Origin of the sequence: Anoxybacillus suryakundensis, assembly GCF_001418025.1 — a bacterium.
GTDB classification, from domain to species: domain Bacteria; phylum Bacillota; class Bacilli; order Bacillales; family Anoxybacillaceae; genus Anoxybacillus; species Anoxybacillus tengchongensis.
Window position 1 is genome coordinate 117,339 of the sequence record NZ_LIOK01000004.1, and the last position, 13,884, is coordinate 131,222.

18 protein-coding genes are annotated in these 13,884 nt (G+C 41.7%); 3 read left to right on the top strand and 15 right to left on the bottom strand.

The genetic code is table 11. From position 1 onward, the window contains the following. Positions 1 to 9: 9 nt before the first annotated feature. From ASC42_RS04095 to ASC42_RS04115, 5 genes are read right to left on the bottom strand one after another with little or no spacing between them, the layout of a single operon-like run. Positions 10 to 450 carry a YpbF family protein gene (locus ASC42_RS04095; protein ID WP_032099914.1) on the bottom strand — a complete coding sequence of 147 codons (441 nt, stop codon included), beginning with the start codon at positions 448 to 450 and terminating at the stop codon, positions 10 to 12. A 60-nt stretch (positions 451 to 510) separates the two neighbouring features. Continuing rightward, positions 511 to 1,032, bottom strand: a complete 522-nt coding sequence (locus tag ASC42_RS04100) for a LysM peptidoglycan-binding domain-containing protein (RefSeq protein ID WP_055440736.1) — start codon at positions 1,030 to 1,032, stop codon at positions 511 to 513. Beyond that, the gene (locus ASC42_RS04105; RefSeq protein WP_055440672.1) at positions 1,025 to 1,615 is read right to left on the bottom strand and encodes a CPBP family intramembrane glutamic endopeptidase; all 591 of its coding nucleotides are present in this window, start codon (positions 1,613 to 1,615) and stop codon (positions 1,025 to 1,027) included. Before ASC42_RS04105 ends, ASC42_RS04100 begins: the two co-directional genes overlap by 8 nt. Beyond that, a complete protein-coding gene (locus ASC42_RS04110) occupies positions 1,612 to 3,054 on the bottom strand; it encodes a RecQ family ATP-dependent DNA helicase (RefSeq protein ID WP_055440673.1) in 1,443 nt (480 codons plus the stop codon). The genes ASC42_RS04105 and ASC42_RS04110 overlap by 4 nt, the downstream gene beginning before the upstream one ends. Continuing rightward, positions 3,047 to 4,069, bottom strand: coding sequence for a YpbB family protein (locus tag ASC42_RS04115; RefSeq protein ID WP_055440674.1), 1,023 nt, complete (start codon positions 4,067 to 4,069; stop codon positions 3,047 to 3,049). Before ASC42_RS04115 ends, ASC42_RS04110 begins: the two co-directional genes overlap by 8 nt. A gap of 200 nt (positions 4,070 to 4,269) precedes the next feature. On the opposite strand from ASC42_RS04115, the gene ASC42_RS04120 reads away from it, so the two are divergent. From ASC42_RS04120 to serA, 3 genes are all read left to right on the top strand, one after another. Continuing rightward, complete coding sequence (locus tag ASC42_RS04120) at positions 4,270 to 4,518, top strand: ferredoxin (RefSeq protein ID WP_003394452.1); 249 nt, start codon at positions 4,270 to 4,272, stop codon at positions 4,516 to 4,518. A 119-nt stretch (positions 4,519 to 4,637) separates the two neighbouring features. After that, positions 4,638 to 5,135, top strand: a complete 498-nt coding sequence (locus ASC42_RS04125; protein WP_032099918.1) for an inorganic diphosphatase — start codon at positions 4,638 to 4,640, stop codon at positions 5,133 to 5,135. Positions 5,136 to 5,309: 174 nt separating this feature from the next. Continuing rightward, entirely contained in the window at positions 5,310 to 6,884 is a 1,575-nt protein-coding gene (serA, locus tag ASC42_RS04130; protein WP_055440675.1) for a phosphoglycerate dehydrogenase, read from the top strand. Between the two features lie 29 nt (positions 6,885 to 6,913). Here the strand turns inward: serA and ASC42_RS04135 are convergent, their stop codons facing one another. The 10 genes from ASC42_RS04135 to cbiB all read right to left on the bottom strand — a co-directional run bounded on the left by ASC42_RS04135 (position 6,914) and on the right by cbiB (position 13,883). Further along, positions 6,914 to 7,726: a histidinol-phosphatase gene (locus ASC42_RS04135; protein WP_055440676.1), complete on the bottom strand. Its 813-nt coding sequence runs from the start codon at positions 7,724 to 7,726 to the stop codon at positions 6,914 to 6,916. Positions 7,727 to 7,949: 223 nt separating this feature from the next. After that, entirely contained in the window at positions 7,950 to 8,651 is a 702-nt protein-coding gene (locus tag ASC42_RS04140) for a hypothetical protein (RefSeq protein WP_055440677.1), read from the bottom strand. Continuing rightward, positions 8,644 to 9,114, bottom strand: coding sequence for an ECF transporter S component (locus ASC42_RS04145; RefSeq protein ID WP_082435684.1), 471 nt, complete (start codon positions 9,112 to 9,114; stop codon positions 8,644 to 8,646). Before ASC42_RS04145 ends, ASC42_RS04140 begins: the two co-directional genes overlap by 8 nt. Before the next feature lie 2 nt (positions 9,115 to 9,116). Beyond that, entirely contained in the window at positions 9,117 to 9,698 is a 582-nt protein-coding gene (locus ASC42_RS04150; protein ID WP_032099922.1) for a cob(I)yrinic acid a,c-diamide adenosyltransferase, read from the bottom strand. Positions 9,699 to 9,710: 12 nt separating this feature from the next. After that, positions 9,711 to 10,139 carry a bifunctional adenosylcobinamide kinase/adenosylcobinamide-phosphate guanylyltransferase gene (locus ASC42_RS04155; protein WP_055440679.1) on the bottom strand — a complete coding sequence of 143 codons (429 nt, stop codon included), beginning with the start codon at positions 10,137 to 10,139 and terminating at the stop codon, positions 9,711 to 9,713. Beyond that, positions 10,091 to 10,687 (bottom strand): histidine phosphatase family protein, encoded by a 597-nt coding sequence (locus tag ASC42_RS04160; protein ID WP_055440680.1) that lies wholly within the window; start codon positions 10,685 to 10,687, stop codon positions 10,091 to 10,093. The genes ASC42_RS04155 and ASC42_RS04160 overlap by 49 nt, the downstream gene beginning before the upstream one ends. Next, positions 10,645 to 11,394, bottom strand: coding sequence for an adenosylcobinamide-GDP ribazoletransferase (locus ASC42_RS04165; RefSeq protein WP_055440681.1), 750 nt, complete (start codon positions 11,392 to 11,394; stop codon positions 10,645 to 10,647). Before ASC42_RS04165 ends, ASC42_RS04160 begins: the two co-directional genes overlap by 43 nt. Further along, positions 11,373 to 11,924, bottom strand: coding sequence for a bifunctional adenosylcobinamide kinase/adenosylcobinamide-phosphate guanylyltransferase (locus ASC42_RS04170; protein WP_055440682.1), 552 nt, complete (start codon positions 11,922 to 11,924; stop codon positions 11,373 to 11,375). Before ASC42_RS04170 ends, ASC42_RS04165 begins: the two co-directional genes overlap by 22 nt. After that, positions 11,921 to 12,976: a threonine-phosphate decarboxylase CobD gene (cobD, locus tag ASC42_RS04175; RefSeq protein WP_055440683.1), complete on the bottom strand. Its 1,056-nt coding sequence runs from the start codon at positions 12,974 to 12,976 to the stop codon at positions 11,921 to 11,923. Before cobD ends, ASC42_RS04170 begins: the two co-directional genes overlap by 4 nt. Beyond that, positions 12,951 to 13,883 (bottom strand): adenosylcobinamide-phosphate synthase CbiB, encoded by a 933-nt coding sequence (gene cbiB, locus ASC42_RS04180; RefSeq protein WP_055440684.1) that lies wholly within the window; start codon positions 13,881 to 13,883, stop codon positions 12,951 to 12,953. Before cbiB ends, cobD begins: the two co-directional genes overlap by 26 nt. Between the last annotated feature and the right edge of the window lies 1 nt (position 13,884).

Sequence of the window (13,884 nt, forward strand, 5' to 3'; positions counted from 1 at the left end):
AGTGTGTGGTCACTTATTTTCATGATAAAGTGAAATATCGTACGTTTTTTTCATCCATTCATAAAGAACATGCCTTTTCTCCCACGCTCGTTCTTGAAGCAATTCGCTACTTTTTTGAATGAATTCGCAGCGGAGTGCATGGAAGTCTTGCTCCGCTTTTTCACTTTTCTTTTTATAAAAAAGGACGAGCCATGCGAGCGATCCGACAAATACAACGAACGAAAAGGTACGCTCATCATTCATGAGCGCCATCATTATTCGTTCTATAGATGTTCGATGCGAAATAACAAACGTCTGATATATATATAATCCAAATAAAGCAAGTGAAAGCAAAAACAAAATGAATGACAGGTGCATTCTTTTTTTCATGTCATTCCATTCTTTTTTATGCGTCATGACTCGCTTTAAAATCGCTTTTGTTACTTCATCTAATTCAATTGGAAAAATCATAACCACCCCTACCGATCATGTTTTACTACGATTGTATGTCCATCGACGGGGCAGTATACCTTATTTTCCATTCATATTTGGGATTTTTAATACTTGGCCTTTTTGTAGCTTCATGCTCGTTAAATGATTCCATTCTTTAATAAGATCCATTCCTTTTTCATTTCCGTAATATTTCATCGCAATACTATATAATGTTTCATTTTCTTGTACCGTATGATAAGTAAAGGATGACTCTGTTTCATCCGCCTCTTGTTCTACTTCTTTTGCTTCGTTTTCAAGCGGTTTTTGTTGTGGCTTATGTTCTTTCTGTTGATCGACATCAACAGTCTCATAGCTTTCATTATCAATCGTCACGACTTGGATCGGTCGTTTTTCAACTAAGTGGTATATGCTATAAATGGAAATAGGCAATAAAACAAAAAAGAGCGCAAGAATACGGATGAGTGGATGTTTGATTTTCCATTTCGTTTTTTTCGTTTTATGCACTTCGCTGCGCGGTGGCAACTGAAGTTCATCATTTTCTAGCTGCTTCCCGATACTTTCCATCTTTTTTCGCAAGTTCTCTGCTTGATCTTCACGCATCATTTGTCACCTCTTTTGTCCGATACCGGATGTGTAACGCCAAAATAAAATCAATAAGAAAATGAGCAAAAATCGTTACCCATAAATTGTTTGTCCATTCATATATAAGACCAATCCAAAAGCTTAAACTAACGACAGCAACAAGAAGAAGCCATTTTCGCCAATAACGAATGTGCAATAAAGCAAAAATGACACTTGCGAAAAATAAGCCAACGTGTGTTTGAATGACACCACGAAACAATAGCTCTTCACAAAATGCAATGACTATAGTCATCAAAAAAATGTGCGGTACCGAACGGGAACGAAATAATTTTTCATTGATTCCACCATCATCATACCATTGTTCAGGCGCATACTGAATAAGTAAAAAATCGACAAAAAGAACGAGCGCCGCACAACCGCTACCGTATAATAGTATTTCTCGTATATCCCACTGCCACATCGAAAAAAATGTCACAGGTGTAAATAAAAATATGCTGAATATGACCGCAACAAGAAAAATAAGCGCTTGTGTCATATATAGATGATATACCATTTCTCGGTCGCTCATTTGACTTGCCATCTCTATTTGTTTTTTAATCATTTGTTCCCCACCTTTATGGCAAACATTGAACGGAGCTCTTCATGCCAAGGCCGAAGCTGTATTTGTTGAATATGTTCGATAGTGGCATCTGCATGTATATGAGCGCCACAGCGATCGCAACAACGTTCATTTTTAAGCGGCTGTTGTTCAAAATAGGAAAGAAGCGAACGTCGACGACATGTGTGCCCGATTACCCATCGTTGCATAAATATCCATTTTGTCAGTTTTTCTTTTTTTCTTTGTTCCGTGCGAGCATATAGTTGCTTCGCTAATGTGTGGATATGTTCTTGTTTGTCCATTTGTTCAAGCCAATATAAAAGTAGACGTTGTTGTACGTCTGTCAGCCCTGTTTCTTTCTGCCCATGACGTAAAGCGTGTAGCGCATAAACAATTTGTTCCATTGTTGGAAATTCCATATCGATCATCGTTTGTCCCACTTGTTCATCTCCTGGTGCATACAGTAATATCGCGATGCTTTCTTTTCCATCACGTCCGGCGCGCCCAACTTCTTGCCAATATGCTTCTGGTTGTGTCGGCAAATGAAAATGGATGACGAAGCGAACGTTCGGTTTATCGATCCCCATTCCAAACGCATTTGTACAACAAATGACCTCTAACTGATCATAAACGAACTGTTGTTGAATAAGTAGTCGCTGTTCACCATCCATGCCTCCATGATAGTAACTTACACGATGATCCTCACGAAGCACCTCGGATAATGTTTCTGCCCATTGCCGACTAGCGACGTACACAATTCCAGGTTTCGGCAATATCGCAACGAGATGTTTTAACATCGTGATTTTTTCTTCTAGCGTACGAACATATTGAACGCATAAACAAATGTTTGTGCGATCAAGTGGATACACGTGTTGTTTGACATGATCCAGACGAAGCGTTGTCACGATATCATCAATGACTTGGCGTGTAGCGGTTGCCGTTAGTGCTAAACAAGGCGGATTGCCAAGCGTCTCGCGAAGAAGACCTAGCTTCAAAAAATCAGGGCGAAAATCGTGTCCCCATTGTGAAATACAATGCGCCTCATCTACAACAAACAGCGAAATGTTTATACGTGTTAGCGCTTCAATGAGTAACGGAGATTGTAAAACTTCAGGAGAAGCATAAATAAAACGATACGATGCCAACTCACGCAACACGTCTTTTTTTTCGCGATAAGAAAGGAAACGATTGAGGGCTACCACACGTTTTTCACCACGATTTCTCAGTTGTTGTACTTGATCTTCCATAAGTGAAACAAGCGGGGAAATAATCAACACACTGCCGTCTAACATATAACCCGGGAGCTGATAGCAAAGCGATTTTCCTCCACCGGTCGGAAGCATAGCAACACAATGTTGTCCATTCAGCACATCTTCAATAATTTCTCTTTGACCTATCCGAAACGAATCGTAACCAAATCGTTCCTTTAATATGTTAAGCATCTTCTCTCTCCCACCTTGCTAGCGCGAGCCGAATTTCGAAATAAGAAACGTCTGGTAACAATTCTTTTATCGCCCGCAATTTTTTCGTCTTTAATTGACGTGCTTGTTGAATAATGCGCTTGCGTTTATTTTCCTCTAAAAATGGTGTCGACACAAACGTTGGAATATACGTGGCAATTTCTACAATATGATCTTCAATCGTTCCTTTTCTCAACCCGCGCAGCTGTGCAATTTGTTCAAGTGAATAACCTTCCTTTAGCAATTCCCATGTTTTTTGAGCTGAACTTGTCAATTGTGAACGTTTTCGTTCACGTAACGAATATAAAAGCGGAAATTTTTCCGTTTCTTTCTCTGTCATTTCAAGCATAAAATGAAGGACGTTTTGAAACGATAACAAAACCGCCACATCTTCCTCATTTATGGCATAAGCAATTTGTTCGTTCGTCCATCCGATGCGTTCATGGCTTGTTAACCGCCAAACGAAAATGTTAGCATCTTTTTCTTCTACATAACTAAGTAGCTCGTACATTTCTTCATATAATGAACGAGCGAGCGTTTTTATATGTGTATGTTGAAACAGCCACCGTTTCACGAACGATTGAATGTGTTCATCGCGATGTATAGGCTCAAATGACGTACGATGAATGATGTTTGCGATCGTTTGAATGAGTAAAGAGAGCCTTTTCCAAAACAAAGAAGATTCATTCATATATTTCCATCCATCAATGTAAGGAGGAAGTATAAAGCGTCGAAGTTTCTCTTTTCCACTTTCAGTTGTGCAATATATATGTTCATCGACTTGAGAAATGAATCCGTCCGCCTCTAATGCTCGTGCGACATCAAATAAACGAGAACGATCAATCGGTACCATTCCAAATAAACGGCTAACGTCATACCATTTACTATCTTGTAACGTTTGGGCTGTTTTTTTTCCATTGAGTAAATGATCGATCGCAGCTAGTGATCGTTCTCCACGAAACCGATCGATACAAAATAAAACGATATGTTGTAACATGCGACATTCACTCCATTTTCCCTTTCATTTTATCAGATTAAGCGAGGGGATGTGAGGGAAAACTACGTACTGATAAGCATTTTCATTGGAGTTTTTTATTGAAAAGTTACCGCAACACCTTTATTATAAAAGTGTGAGGAATACGTTTCCAACGTTTCATACGAAGCGATTGGTTCCATATAATTAAGGAGGGTCATTGTATGCCAAAGTACACGATTGTTGACAAAGAAACATGTATTGCTTGCGGTGCATGCGGAGCGGCTGCACCAGACATTTACGATTACGATGATGAAGGTATCGCTTACGTTACACTAGACGACAACCAAGGCATTGTTGAAGTGCCAGACGTACTCATTGATGATATGATGGATGCATTTGAAGGCTGTCCAACAGACTCGATCAAAGTAGCGGACGAGCCATTTGACGGCGATCCAAACAAATTCGAATAAGAAACATCTAAGGGCAAACTTCATATGAAGCTTGCCCTTTTCTTTCGTTCAGTCATTGTCACCACTTGTCCAATCGACTATAATAAAAAAGTATACATAACAAAAAGGAGGAATTTGGCATGGCGTTTGAAAACAAAGTTGTTGAAGCGTTTATTGAAATTCCAACAGGTAGCCAAAACAAATATGAATATGACAAAGAGCGTGGCGTATTTAAACTCGATCGCGTCTTATATTCACCAATGTTTTATCCTGCAGAATACGGCTATTTAGAAAATACACTCGCATTAGATGGCGACCCACTTGATATTTTAGTTATCGTGACAAATCCAACATTCCCTGGTTGCGTCATCGAAACACGTGTACTCGGCTACTTAAACATGGTAGACGGTGGCGAAGAAGATGCGAAGTTAATCGGTGTTCCTGTCGATGATCCTCGCTTTGCTGATGTGCGTACGCTTGAAGATCTTCCACAACATAAACTTAAAGAGATTGCTCATTTCTTTGAGCGTTATAAAGACTTAGAAGGAAAGAAAACAGAAATCGGTACGTGGGAAGGCCCAGAAGCAGCTGCGAAACTTATTGACGAATGCATCGCGCGTTACAATGAGCAAAAATAAATACATTCCATGTTTTAAGCTGGCTTTGAGCCAGCTTTTCGTCTTTTTTCCGAACATTTATATATAAAAACGCTTTCATTTGTATGACCTTTCCGAAAGTTATTGACACGCGTATACGGTTATGTTAAATTATCAGAAATTTAAAAACTAATAGCTTGAAAGGAGCGGATATTTGTGGTTCGCATTTTAGTAGCTGATGCGATGAGTGAAGAAGGTCTTGCCCCACTTCTTGCTGATCCAACGATTGAAGTCGTACAAAAAAAAGTAGGTGATGTAGAAGATGAGCTTGATCAATTTGATGCGTTACTCGTTCGTAGCGCAACAAAAGTAACAGAACAGTTACTACAAAAAATGAAAAATTTAAAAATTGTTGGGCGAGCTGGGGTTGGTGTGGACAATATTGATGTTGATGCAGCTACACGATACGGTGTCGTCGTCATTAACGCCCCAAACGGCAATACGATTTCAACAGCGGAACATACATTTGCGATGATGGCTTCATTAGTGCGTCGTATTCCACAAGCGCACATCTCGGTCAAATCACGTGAATGGAATCGTTCCGCTTTCGTTGGTGTCGAGTTATTTGGAAAACATTTAGGTATTATCGGCTTTGGTCGCATTGGTTCTGAAGTAGCGAAACGGGCGCGAGCATTCGGTATGCATGTTCATGTGTACGATCCATTTTTAACGAAAGCACGAGCAGAAAAAATTGGTGTCGACGTTTGCACGCTTGATGAGTTGCTTGCAAAAGCGGATATCATTACCGTACATACACCGTTAACAAAAGAAACAAAAGGGCTTCTCGGTCCGAAAAACTTAGCAAAAACGAAAAAAGGTGTGTATTTAATTAACTGCGCCCGCGGTGGAATTATCGACGAACAATCGCTCATTTCGTTTTTAGAAAATGGACACGTGGCAGGCGTTGCGCTCGATGTATTTGAACAAGAGCCTCCAGGAGATCATCCACTTCTTTCGTTTGATAACGTCATCGTCACTCCACATCTCGGGGCATCAACCGTCGAAGCGCAAGTGAATGTAGCGACACAAGTAGCTCAAGAAGTATTAACATTTTTACAAGGAAAACCTGTCACATCGTCCATTAACTTGCCGACACTTTCGAAAGATGTATACGAGAAAATTCAAGCTTTTTATACATTAGCTCGAAAAATGGGCATTCTAGCTTCGCAATATATGAGCGAACCCGTTCAAGAAATTGCGATTACGTATTCAGGTTCTGTTGCTGATTTAGAAACAACATTTATTACACGTAGTTTGCTCGCTGGATTTTTAAAACCTCGCGTTGCGTCAACCGTCAACGAAGTGAACGCAGCGATGATCGCCAAAGAACGCGGCATCGCCTTTAGCGAAAAATTTTCAGCAAACGGAAACGACTACAACAATAGCATTACATTAACAGTATATGGTGAAAACAAAACGTTTACGATGAAAGGAACGCATATCGCTCACTATGGTGATCGTATCGTTCACTTTAACGGTTTTGCGATCGACTTTGCTCCAGAAGGACATTTGTTGTACATTCAACATCATGACAAGCCAGGGATGATTGGAAAAGTCGGAAACATTTTAGGTGACCATCAAGTAAACATCGCAACGATGCAAGTCGGTCGCCAAGAAGTTGGTGGAAAGGCCATTATGATGCTTTCGCTCGATAAACCGCTTGATGATACACTCGTTGAAACGCTCGAACAAATTAGCGATATTGATGTTGTGAAAAAATTAGAAGTATAAAAGGTTCAGCCGCATGGCTGAACCTTTTATTATCCAAGTGGAACGGCTTTTCGTTCCCCTTTACAAAACGTCATGATTTCCTTGTAACCGACTGCTTCAGCAAGAGCGATCGCTTTGTCATAATCGGCACCCACATCTTGTGGTACGTGTGCATCGGATGATAGCACGATGGGAATGCCTTTGTCATAGCACATTTGTAATAGCCGAGGATCAGGATATAGTTCACCGACCGGTTTACGCAAGCCTGCCGTACTAATTTCAACGCACGTTTTAGAATTCGCTAACGCTGTTGTTGCACGATCGTACTGTTCAAGCAAAAACTCTTCATCTTCTGGCACATATTTAAAAATTTTCACTAAATCTAAATGACCGATAATGTCAAATAAGTTCGACTCAGCTAACGTGACAACTTGATCGAAATATTTTCGATATGTATCGTATATATCACGACGATCCCACTCTCTCCGAAACTCGGCTAAATCAATGCCAAAATCATCAACCCAATGAATCGAACCGATGACATAATCAAAATCGTAGGCGCGAATAAATTGCGCCATTTCTTCATGTTTGCCTGGCGTATAGTCCATTTCGATCGACATTTTCACATCAATCCCAGCATCCCACGCTTCGTGAAATAAACGAACGTAGTCAACCATGTCATAATAACGACGCTCTTCAATCCATGGATTCGACAAAATATTTTTCGTTTGATAAAAATGATACGCATGTTCCGAAATACCGAAATGTTCAATTCCTTTTCGTGCAGCTTCGTCAGTAAATTGCTTTAAATAATCGAGCGTTAACGTGCCACGCTCTAAATGATTATGGTAATCTGTTAACATCTTTTTCTCCCCCTTTCGTATTGTTTTTCATTATATAGCACATGTCTCTTTTTTTCTAGTTGTTTAAGCCAACAAGAAACAATAAATGAATGCATGCTGCCATGCCAACAACAACAAGCACACGTTTCATCATATCTTCCATCGTTTATTCCCTCCCGTTCACCGATGACCATATATGTTGTATGCAAAAAAATGAACGGTTAGAACGATAGAACATAACATTTTACAATTCATTTACAATCGGATAAAAAAGTGTTTGCGCCAGTGATTGTAATAACGGTGCGTGCTTTCGATGATAACTTACGAGCACACATGTCGCTGGACCAGCAGAAGCATGTAGTGGAAGGGGGCAATGAATCGATTTATCCCCATGAATGAGCTTCCACTCGTGCCATATTCCTTTGGAACCGATTGGGATCATTTCATACACCCCATCTATGTGCAACAACATACGAAATAAAGAAAGCGGAATCATGCGATCCTTTTTATGCATAACCGCTTCGCCAACGAGCGGCTCACCGATCACTGCCCAGCACGCATCAGTTGGTGTCACGTTTATTCTCTTTTCTGTTTTCCCTACCGTTCCAACAGCAACAAATCCAACAGCGGATTGCATCAGCGGTATGTTTGACTCACTACTTCCTGTTACAGGAAGCGATAACTGTAACTCTGCCATCGTTTGTTCGACGCCTGTGACAAGTGCACCCCATGAACGATCATCGACAAAGTTTTGTAGTATAAAAGCATTGGGTGTTGCCCCAATGCTTAGGAGTTCCATGAGCGCAACGCGCGCTCCGTAATAACCGACAACGTCATATGGTACATGAACAACATCATGTTGCTTTAATCCAATCCCGCCCGAACAATCGGCCGCAAAAACGAGCTCATGTTGTTCGTCAAGCGGCACACATAATACATCACGCATGCCGCTCCCCCCTTACACGTTGTAGCGCTTTTGAAACAACAATAGCAATGGCCAAATTGACTGCCGTTGCTAACGCAAGAGAAGGGACAATCGATAAAACAAATGCTGGACTAATAATCCATATAAATGGCAACGGTGCAATAAATGCGTTGCCTATAAAAAAACATATATAACTGTAAATGAGGCAACCTCTTTTTATGAGTAAGCCGACAACATACAAAAGCGCAGCCATTTCACACGCTACAAGCAGATGAAATGGCCCGAGCGGAAAACCGCCAAACAAGGCGGATACGATATGCCCGACACTAGCAATGAGCGCAGCTGCCGTCGGACCGAGTAAAAAGGCAGCTACAACCGCAGGGGCGCTATCGAGCGCAATGCTGCCAATTGTAAATGGGATTTTTATAAGCGAACCGATGACCGATAAACTAATAAACATAACAAGCAACGTCAGACGGCGCATCATCATTCTCCCTTCTTTTCTTCTTTATCACGAAACACGATCGCACTCCGTTCATATTCTACGTCTTTCACTTGCAAGCGAGCGTTGACAACGCGCGCAACTGCAAATAAATAATCTGATAAACGGTTAATATATTGCAAAACGACTTTGTTCATTTGTTCTTGTTTCATTAACGCCACGACACAACGTTCCGCCCTCCGCGTTACTGTACGTGCCATATGTAACGCAGCTGCCTGCGGTGACCCTCCCGGCAAAATAAACCGTTCTAGCGGTGGCGCTTGTTGAATATATGCATCAATCCGTTCCTCTAAAAACGTCACCATATCTTCTTTCACTTTGTACGGCATTTTTTCACTAACGATCGCTAAGTCGCCTCCACAATCAAATAGCTCATGTTGAATACGCTGTAGTTCTTGATAAATATCGCGAAATTTCTCATCTTGCAATAACGTCATCGCCCAACCAATTACTGAATTTGCTTCATCAATCGTTCCGTATGCTTCCACACGCACATGGTTTTTATCAACTCGTCCACCGACTAAACTCGTTTGTCCTTGATCTCCTGTTTTCGTGTACAATTTCATAGTCCATCACCTCTATTTTATTTGTTCATGCATACCACACCATATGTAATCCACACGGTTACATATGCGCGCAAGCTGTTGATACGTCCAGCCTACCGCATCTCGCCACGCTCGTTCATGCGCATCAATGGGCACAATTCCTTGACTAATATCACAGCCAATCCAAATGACCGTCCGTTCCCCCTCTTTTTCCCATCTTTCCCACGCATACATATACGACATGATTGCTTCTTTTTCACGTGTTGTATAAGGAAAGAAATATTCGCGAATCCATTGCTCAATTCCTTCAAGCACAACAATAGTGGCATGTTCATGACCGTTTGGAAATGAAAACGGCTGTTCATATGCACAATGCCAAACGTGTGGCGTATGCGTTAATGAATAATATGCGTTTACCCATTTTCGTTTTCCTTGAAACGCACCGCCGCTAACGAAATGCATCGCTTTCTCTCCCTCCATCGTTCTTTCGTATTATAAAGTGTCACTCCTTGGCCAAAAGGGACGTGCCATTCCCAAAACGGACGTATGTCTGGTGCGTACTGTGATAACACATAACGAATCACTCCGCCATGCGTCACAACAACAACATGCGACACCGACCGACGAACAACATCGTCAATCGCTTGTTCCACCCGTGCTTCAAAATCAGTAAACGTCTCTCCGTTTGGAGGCGCATAACGAAATGGATCGCCAAGCCAGTAGCGATACGCTTCAACCGTTTGCAATTGTTCATATGTTTTTCCTTCAAAATCGCCAAAATGGAGTTCACGCCAACGATACGAACATTCAATAACAACATCTCGGAATAAAAGCTGTGCCGTTTGTCGACAACGAAGCAAATCACTTGCCATAACGATGTCTACTTCAAGCTGATGCGACACATTCGTTTGCTTTACAATAGGCACATTCGTCCAACCGATATATTGCTTCGCTTCATTTTCTTTCGTTACAAAATGACGAATGTATGTAATAGCCAAATGATGAGCCATAAAAAGGTTTCGCTCCCTTCAATGAACGCGCCAAGCACGTCGCCTGTTATCCCACCAAACTGCTTCACTACAAACGCGCGTGCGACAACATAAAATAACACCAATGCTATAAATAACACGATCGTTTCACGCGATAAGAAAGCAATGAGCCCGTACATGATGATAGCCGGAACATATTGGTAATCGACATATTGACGAAATGCAGCCGCCATGCCTGTTTGTTTCGCCAGCGGTGTTGTCAATAAAAGCACTGTCATTCCAAGGCGAGAAAATAACGGAATACAAAAAAGAGAAAACAATGACATATGTGCGACCGTTTCAAATATGAAAACGAAGCGAAAGCCAAGCAAAAATAAAATCGATAACACCGCAAACGCCCCAACGCGCGAGTCGCTCATAATGTCAAGGCGGCGTTTTCGATCACGATATGAAAAATACGCATCGCTACAATCCATCCACCCGTCCGCATGCAGTCCCCCTGACAGAAAGATAGAAGAAAATAGGAATGAAAACGATAAGACGAGCAAAGAAACGTGATTAAACAATAACTGATGTTGGGCAACAAGAAACGTGCCAATGATTGCACCGACGAACGGAAATGAAAAGACAGCTCCGCGCGCTGTTCGTTCATTCCATTCGACTTGCATACGAATGGGAAACACAGTTAAAAACTGTATCGCTAAGATCACTCCGCGCCACATGGCCATCTTCCTTTCTTTACAATCGGCAAACCGTAACGCATCAAAATAGCTACATCACTAAATGCAACAATGTGTTGGTGCAATAAACCGAGTCCGTGCATATACGCATACGTTCCTTGTTCATGAGGTATACCATCATAAAATATTTCGTTACTTACAACTATACATGCTTTCGCTTGATCGCCTAATTTTTTGATTTGTTGCACGATGCGCGGTGCTTTCTCCTCTATGTGCCATCGATCATCACGAAACAGCTCATTAGCCCACAAATTTGTTAAACAATCAAGCAATACGATATGACGGTTAGAAAAAATAGGAATGATCTGATCAAGATCATACGGCTGTTCCCACGTTTGCCAACGATCATATTTTCGCTGTTGTTGATGATGAATGATGCGCGCTTCCATTTCTTCATCTGTCCGCACCGCTGTGGCGATATAATGAAGCGAATCACCCGCTTCTGCTATCTTTTGCGCGCATTGTTCCGCCAATGAAGATTTTCCACTACGTACACCACCGCTAATAAATATGATCATGTCTTCCACCTTCTTAAGCAAGAAAGAAGGCAATCATTTTCTTCTTTCGTTCGGATAGCTAAACGAACATATTTGCCATCAAGCCCTTGAAAATTAAACGTATGACGAGCGACAATGCCATGTTGTAAAAGAAATGGGAATAGCGTCATCGTCTCATCATGCAACATATAAAAATTGACGACAGACGGTGTATATATATAGCCGAGTTCTGTAAATTGCGCAAATAATCGCTTCCGTTCCGATGCAATATACACTTTCGTTCGCTCCACAAATGCATCGTCCTTTAATAGCTGTTTCGCTATTTGTTGAGCAATCGTATTAACGCTCCACGGCGGCTGTTTCTTCATTAACCTGTTTACAACATGTTCGTGTGCAAGCACATAACCGATTCGTACACCTGCTAGTCGATACATTTTCGTTAACGATCGCAATACAATTAAACGATCAAACGTACGCAAAAATGGAGAAACAGCATAACCGTCAAGCCAAAAGTCGTAAAACGCTTCATCAACAATAATATATACTCCTTCATCATTTGCCGCTCTTAACAAAGTATACATCGTTTCTTTTGACCATACCGTACCTGTTGGATTGTTCGGATGGCAAACGAATAGAGCGTGTAAAGACGGCAAACGCTCGATCACTCGGTCAATTGGTGGGTGCCAATGTTCATCCAACATAAATGACTGAACAGTACAGCCGTATGCCTCACATGCCTGACGATATTCTGAAAACGTTGGCTCGATGATGCCGATATGTTTTCCTGCAAATTGTTCAGCAAACAAGTAAATGCACTCGGCAGCACCATTTCCGACAAAGACGTTTGACGGCATGACATGTTCTCGTTCGGCAATAATCGTGCGAAGCGCTTCACTTCGCTCCTCTGGATACTCACTCATCCATCGAAACCATTGTTTTTCATTTAGCATATATTCGTCTGGGAGCGAAAGCGGATTTACATTTACACTAAAATCGATATATTCGCTTGGTATATTCATTTTCATCGCTTCATATAAACGATGCGGATTAGCTCCATGTACAGGCAGATGCAAGCAAGCTCCCCCCAATCGTAAAAGCAACTGTCGTTCGTTTCATTATCGCCACAGCTTGTTCAATATGCGCGGACGCAAGTGGAACAGACGCATCACCAATCGTCGGACGAACCGATACGACACCTTTATATGTATTCACCCCACCGAGTTGAACGCCTAGTAATGCGGCCACCGCCGCCTCGCACCATCCGCTGTTTGGACTTGGATGGTTGTTGGCATCACGAAACAATAATTTCCATGCCCGCTTGTTAGCACGATGGACAAGAAGCATAACAAACGCTGTTAGTCTTGCAGGAATGTAATTGAGTACATCATCTAAGCGGGCAGACGCCCAGCCGAATTGAGCATACCTTTCGTTTTTATAGCCAAGCATTGAATCGCACGTATTCACCGCACGATATAACATCGCCAAAGCTCCCCCGCCAAGAAAAGCATAAAAAAGGGGCGCCGTCACTCCATCGCTCGTATTTTCCGCTACCGTTTCCACACATGCACGCACGATTCCATCTTCTTGTAACATCTCTGTATCACGCCCGACAATCATCGCCACGTTTTTTCTCGCTTCCTCCATATCACCTCTTTTTAGTGGCTCAAGCACACTGTATGCGGCTTTTGCTAAGCTTGTCGGAGCAATAGAAACAAAAATGATCATCGCTTCGATAAACATGCCAACTAAAAAAGAAAGCCGATACGCAACAGTAATGACACTATAGCTCACGACAAGCGTAAGCGCACAAACGACAAAAAGCGTGAGTAACCCTTTTCCTTTTCGCCACTTTCCTTTATTCAAGCGACGATCCATATACGTAATCACTTGTCCGATCCAACAAACAGGATGAAAGCGATGAGGATCAGCGAATATGCGGTCAAGCAAAAGCGCAAGTAATATAGCCCACACGTGCATCACC

Excerpts from the sequence above, each read along its gene's own strand:
- ASC42_RS04095 (WP_032099914.1), bottom strand. The coding sequence starts at position 450 with ATGATTTTTCCAATTGAATTAGATGAAGTAACAAAAGCGATTTTAAAG.
- ASC42_RS04145 (WP_082435684.1), bottom strand. The coding sequence starts at position 9,114 with ATGCGCCGTCTGACGTTGCTTGTTATGTTTATTAGTTTATCGGTCATC.
- ASC42_RS04135 (WP_055440676.1), bottom strand. The coding sequence starts at position 7,726 with ATGTTAACAGATTACCATAATCATTTAGAGCGTGGCACGTTAACGCTC.
- ASC42_RS04140 (WP_055440677.1), bottom strand. The coding sequence starts at position 8,651 with ATGCGTGATGTATTATGTGTGCCGCTTGACGAACAACATGAGCTCGTT.
- ASC42_RS04155 (WP_055440679.1), bottom strand. The coding sequence starts at position 10,139 with ATGCATTTCGTTAGCGGCGGTGCGTTTCAAGGAAAACGAAAATGGGTA.
- ASC42_RS04110 (WP_055440673.1), bottom strand. The coding sequence starts at position 3,054 with ATGCTTAACATATTAAAGGAACGATTTGGTTACGATTCGTTTCGGATA.
- ASC42_RS04105 (WP_055440672.1), bottom strand. The coding sequence starts at position 1,615 with ATGATTAAAAAACAAATAGAGATGGCAAGTCAAATGAGCGACCGAGAA.
- ASC42_RS04125 (WP_032099918.1), top strand. The coding sequence starts at position 4,638 with ATGGCGTTTGAAAACAAAGTTGTTGAAGCGTTTATTGAAATTCCAACA.
- ASC42_RS04160 (WP_055440680.1), bottom strand. The coding sequence starts at position 10,687 with ATGGCTCATCATTTGGCTATTACATACATTCGTCATTTTGTAACGAAA.
- ASC42_RS04100 (WP_055440736.1), bottom strand. The coding sequence starts at position 1,032 with ATGCGTGAAGATCAAGCAGAGAACTTGCGAAAAAAGATGGAAAGTATC.
- ASC42_RS04170 (WP_055440682.1), bottom strand. The coding sequence starts at position 11,924 with ATGATCATATTTATTAGCGGTGGTGTACGTAGTGGAAAATCTTCATTG.
- ASC42_RS04120 (WP_003394452.1), top strand. The coding sequence starts at position 4,270 with ATGCCAAAGTACACGATTGTTGACAAAGAAACATGTATTGCTTGCGGT.
- ASC42_RS04150 (WP_032099922.1), bottom strand. The coding sequence starts at position 9,698 with ATGAAATTGTACACGAAAACAGGAGATCAAGGACAAACGAGTTTAGTC.
- ASC42_RS04165 (WP_055440681.1), bottom strand. The coding sequence starts at position 11,394 with ATGGCCATGTGGCGCGGAGTGATCTTAGCGATACAGTTTTTAACTGTG.
- ASC42_RS04115 (WP_055440674.1), bottom strand. The coding sequence starts at position 4,069 with ATGTTACAACATATCGTTTTATTTTGTATCGATCGGTTTCGTGGAGAA.